At 74.2% G+C, this 4,696-nt stretch carries 2 protein-coding genes and 1 pseudogene; all 3 read right to left on the reverse strand.

Annotated elements, in window-relative coordinates; translation table 11 throughout:
• Nucleotides 1–70: 70 nt before the first annotated feature.
• Nucleotides 71–994, reverse strand: coding sequence for a hypothetical protein (locus BZL64_RS18605; RefSeq protein WP_086770325.1), 924 nt, complete (start codon nucleotides 992–994; stop codon nucleotides 71–73).
• 227 nt (nucleotides 995–1,221) lie between these two features.
• A complete protein-coding gene (locus BZL64_RS18610) occupies nucleotides 1,222–4,329 on the reverse strand; it encodes a sacsin N-terminal ATP-binding-like domain-containing protein (protein WP_086770326.1) in 3,108 nt (1,035 codons plus the stop codon).
• 179 nt (nucleotides 4,330–4,508) lie between these two features.
• Nucleotides 4,509–4,696: pseudogene (locus BZL64_RS18615) on the reverse strand (DUF3027 domain-containing protein); the annotation flags it as partial.

Consider the following 4,696-nt stretch of genomic DNA (forward strand, 5'->3'; position numbering starts at 1 on the left):
GGGGGCGTGAGGAGAGGCCCGTGCCCCGCCGGATGCGGGGCCGGGCCTCTCCTGCGCGGGGCCTGTCGGGTCAGCGCACGTCGACGAAGTCGCCGGCGGTGGTGACCGTCGGGGTGGTCGAGGTGCCCGCGAAGCTGTAGCGGAAGTAGCCGTCCACGGTCGCCTTGACGGTCGTCTTCAGGGCGCCCGTCGTGGACGTCTTGATCGTCTTGACCGTGGTGTAGGTGCTGCTGCCCTTCTTGCGGAACTGCAGCTTCACCGGCTGGGTGGAGTAACCGTGGTACTGGTTGTCCTCCCAGTTGGCGCGGGACAGCTTGCCCGTGACGGTGATGGTGGCGCCCTTGCGCACCGGCTCCGGGGCGGCGTTGACGGTGAGCTTGGAGGCGCGCTGGAGCTTGGCGAGCGTCAGGGCGTCCGCCTCGGTGTAGCCGACCTTGCTCCAGTCGATGTCGTCCTCGGTGTACGGGTCCTGGTCGTTCCAGTCGTACGCGTACCCGAGCGCCTTGAAGCTGGTGGCGTCGGAGTTCAGCAGGTCACCGTCGGCGGGGCGGATGTCGATGGTGTTCTTGCAGGTGGCCACCGTCGCGGAGACGTTGACGCAGGAGGGCCAGTTGTCGCCCCACAGGATGTTGACGGGGTTGCTGAGCGTGCCGCGGTACAGCAGCACGTCCAGCTCCAAGTCCTCGGCCTCGAGGTCGATGTCCGCGGCGTGCGTGACCTTGAAGGACACGGGGGCGGACACCTTGCCGGTGGTCCCGACGACGATCGGCTTGCCGTTGTTGACGCTCACGCCGGAGAACTTGAGGTCCAGGGCGTAGGGGGCGGCCGCGGCGGTGGAACCGGTGAACGCGGACTTGCCTGCGGCGGCGCGGTGCGCGGCCTGGAAGAGGTCGGCCTTGCTCGGCGCGCTGTCGGCAGCGTTCGCGGCAGGCACGGCCAGCGCGGAAAGGGCCAGGGCGCCGGAGACGGCGGCCACGGTGGCACGGATGCGCATGCATTCCCCTCGATGGAGAAAGGGGCCCTGACGGTCGTCGTTCCCTACGGCTCGTCTTCACACACAGGGCCCAAATGATCACGGAGCCTGTTGGCTCATGTGATCAGATGCACGAGAGTTGTGAAGGGTTGTACGAAGTGGCGGAGATTTCCCACAAGTTCACTCAGACCCGGCTCGGGCGCCCCGTGAGTGCGGTGCGCCCGAGCCGGTGAGCCGGACAGGTCGCCTCAGTCGAACCAGCGGTCCCTGGCCAGCTCGTCCGTCCTGGACGGGTCCTCCATCAGGGCCGCCACCTCGAAGCGGCGGGGCCACTGGCCGGCCGCCCAGGCGAGGCCGGCGGCGACGCCCTCCAGGGTGGAGGCGTGCAGGATGCCGTCGTCGGTCAGGCGCCAGTCGATCTCCACGCCGTCGACGACGAGTTCCTCGTGTTCGACGTAGGTGGTGGGGGTGCGCGGGCCGAGGAGGGTGCGTACCGGGGCGGGGACCTCGTGTTCGGTGCCCTCGGAGTGGATCTCGCCCGTCACGGACTCGCTGAGGCGGCGGACCTGGAACAGTTCGGCCAGCCCGGCGGCCCGCGTGGGCCGTACGGGAAGCAGTGGGACACCCTCGGTGAAGGGCAGCAGGTCGGGGGAGTCGACGACGACGGCGTCGGCCGCGTCCACGACCTCGACCCGGCCGTCGACGACGGCCCTCAGCTCGTCCGGCAGGGTCACCTGATCCGGGTCCAGCGCGGCCAACTCGCTGTAAAGGCCGTGCAGTTGGGCGGCACCCACCGGGCGGTCGGGGTCCGCGAGGCGGTCGAGGAGTTCGGCCGCGCCGCCCGGCTCGTCGAGGAGGGCGGCCAGGGAGGTCCGTACGCCCAGGGCGCGCAGGACCTGCTCGTCGCTGAAGCCGGTCGCGTCGGCCTGGTCGTAGAGGCCGTGCAGGAGGGGGTCTCCGCCGGCCGCGAGCAGGCCCGCCGGGCGGCGGCCGTCGAGGACGGGGTGCCCGCGCAGCCACCAGGCGGTGTACGGGCGTACGACCTCGTGGGTGCCGTCCGGGAGGAGGATGCGGACCGGCTGGGTGAGGGCGTCGCGCAGGGGCGGCTGGGCGAGCAGCGCGAGGGCCTGCGGCCAGCGGTCGTCGTCGACGAGGTCGAGGTCGCGGACGGCGACCAGCTCGGTGGCGACCGGCGGGACGGGCGAGTCCGGGAAGCGGTCGAGGATGTCCTCGGCCCACACGTCCACGGCGTCCAGCAGTCCGGCGTCGTCCGGTTCGGCGAAGTCGCCCTCGCGCGGCTCCAGTTCGTCCGGGTCGAGGACGACGTCCGTGGCGCGCACGAGCGCGAAGTTCGCCAGGACACCGCAGGCCACGAGGGGCTGCTCGCCCCACTTGTCCGCCAACTCGCGGTCCACGTACGCCAGTTCATCCTCGCGGATGACCTCGGCGAACGGGCTGCCGGGCAGGACGAGTTCACCGGCCGGGGTCGGCTCCCCGTCCTCGTCGGGCAGGGCGAGGGCGCCCAGCCAGGGCTCCTCGCCGGGCTCCAGGCCCGCGTCACGGACCAGCGCCAGGACGGTGCCGGCCAGCTCCTCGGCGTCCGGGGCGCCCTGGTCGTCCCAGGCGCCGCCGTCGTCGTCCAGAGACGCGGCCACGGCCGCCCGCACCTGCGGGGTCGTCAGCACCGCCCGCGGTGTCGCGGGCAGGGCGCCCAGCTTCTCCAGCAGCGGGTGAGCGGCGTCGGGGTGGGCCACCTTGAGACCCAGCCGGGCGAGGACGTCGGCGTCGAGCCGGGCCGCGTCCGAGGTCGGCAGCAGCACCTGACGGGGACCGATCGTCGTCCGGCCTCCCCCGGAGCCGAAACCCTGGGAGGTGCCCCCGGCCAGGGGTACGGGGAGCCCGGAGAGCCGCTCGGGGTCGACCCCGGCGAGGCTCTCGTACAGCCGGTACCACCAGTGCGGGTCCTTCTCCAGCCCGGCCAGCCGGTCGACCGCGTCGGCGAGCGGCACGCGGGACACCCCGAGCGTGCGCAGCTCCGCCCGGCGCTCGAGACCGGCGGGCAGCAGCGTCTGCAGCACCTCGGCGAGCACCCGTACGGTGTCCGCGCCCGCGCCCTCGACGACCTCGGCGTCCCGTGGCCGCAGCGCCTCGGGCAGCTCGTGCTCCTCCTCGGCCTCGCCCTCCACCGGTACGGCGGCGGGCGGCAGGAACGCCGTACGCGGCAGCCGCTCCAGGATCGCCCGGCGCAGCGCGCCGTCCAGCTCGCCCTTGCCCAGCGGGCCGGGCACCAGGTCGATGATCCCGGTGGTCACCGGACGCCAGCCGGCCAGCAGTCCGGCGTACGCGTCCGCCGCCCGCTGCACCAGATGGTCGGTGAGCGGGCCCGGGGCCGCGTGCCGCCGGGTCGTGTCCAGGGGGAAGGAGGCGATGAGCAGCGCGGGCACCCCGAGGGGCTCGTCGCTGGGCGTGGGGGCGTGCAGGACGGGGCTGGTGCGGGGCCGGGCCGGGGCCCCGTCCGCGTCGACGGGTACGGCCCAGGTCACCGACCAGTGGGGCCGCAGCCGCTCCTCCACCGGCCGGTCGGCGAGCAGGTCGGGGGTGAGCGGCCCGTGCGCGGCGGCGATCCGCCACCGGGTCGTCCCGTCCCGCGTGTCCGCCACGACCGTGAGGGCGCCGTCGGTGTCCCGGCGCAGGGTGCGGGGCGCCGCGTCCCCGACCTCGATCACGACCTCCTCCAGGCCCGGCAGGGCGAGGACGAGAGCGTCGTCCACGGCGGTGAGGAGCCGTTCGGCGAGATCGGCGGCGGCGGCGTCGCGCAGCGGCAGGATGACGGCCGTGTCGTACGGCTCGGGGGCGGTGCCCTCGGCCGCGAAGGGCAGCCGCAGCAGCGGCACATGGCCCTCACGGCGGCGGATCTCGTCACCCAGGCCCGGACTGTGCCGGGCGGTCTCCGAGGCCAGCACACGGGCCTCCGCCAGGGACCAGCGGACACCGCCGTGCCGGCCGACGACGGCGGGCTCGTCGGTCACCGCGAGGACCGCGGCGAAACCGACGCCGAAGCGGCCGATCGCCGACTGGCCGGCCTCGCGTTTCGCGGAGGCGCGGAGCGTGGAGAGGGACTCGACGCCGGCGGCGTCCAGCGGGGCGCCCGTGTTCGCGGCGACCAGGACACCCTCGCGCAGGGTCAGGCGCAGCCGGCCGGGCACGCCCGCGCGGGCGGCCGCGTNNTCCTCGGCGTTGGCGTCCTCCCGGAAACGGGCGGGACTCGTGGCCCAGGCGTCCAGCACCCCGCGCCGCAGCCGGGCCGTCCCGAACGGATCGGCCCCCTCGGCCGCCGGCCGCACGAACTTGCTCACGTCGGTTCACTCTCCTCATCGCCGTGAGCTCGAAGGTACCGCGAGCGGCTCCGCCGGTTTCGCATCACAGGGGCCGGGCCCCTCCAGCCCCGACTCGGTGGGTCATGACGCACCGCCCGGGGGCTGGGGGCGGCAGCTCCCAGGGTTCGGGTCGGGAAGGGGCGGGGGCGAGGAACCCCCTACGAGTGCCCCAGTTCCGCCGATTCCTCGTCCGGTACCGCCGGGACGGACCCGGAGTCCGGCGCCGGGCGCAGCGGGAAGGGGTCCACCCGGTTCTCGTCGATCACCGGCTCCGCGGGCCGCGGCGGCGTGGGCATGACCGCCGCCTCCGAGTGCCCCCCGCAGCCGTACGCCAGCGACACCACAC

Origin of the sequence: Streptomyces bobili (assembly GCF_002154575.1) — a bacterium.
In the GTDB taxonomy this organism is placed as follows: domain Bacteria; phylum Actinomycetota; class Actinomycetes; order Streptomycetales; family Streptomycetaceae; genus Streptomyces; species Streptomyces bobili.

Excerpts from the sequence above, each read along its gene's own strand:
- BZL64_RS18605 (WP_086770325.1), bottom strand. The coding sequence starts at position 994 with ATGCGCATCCGTGCCACCGTGGCCGCCGTCTCCGGCGCCCTGGCCCTT.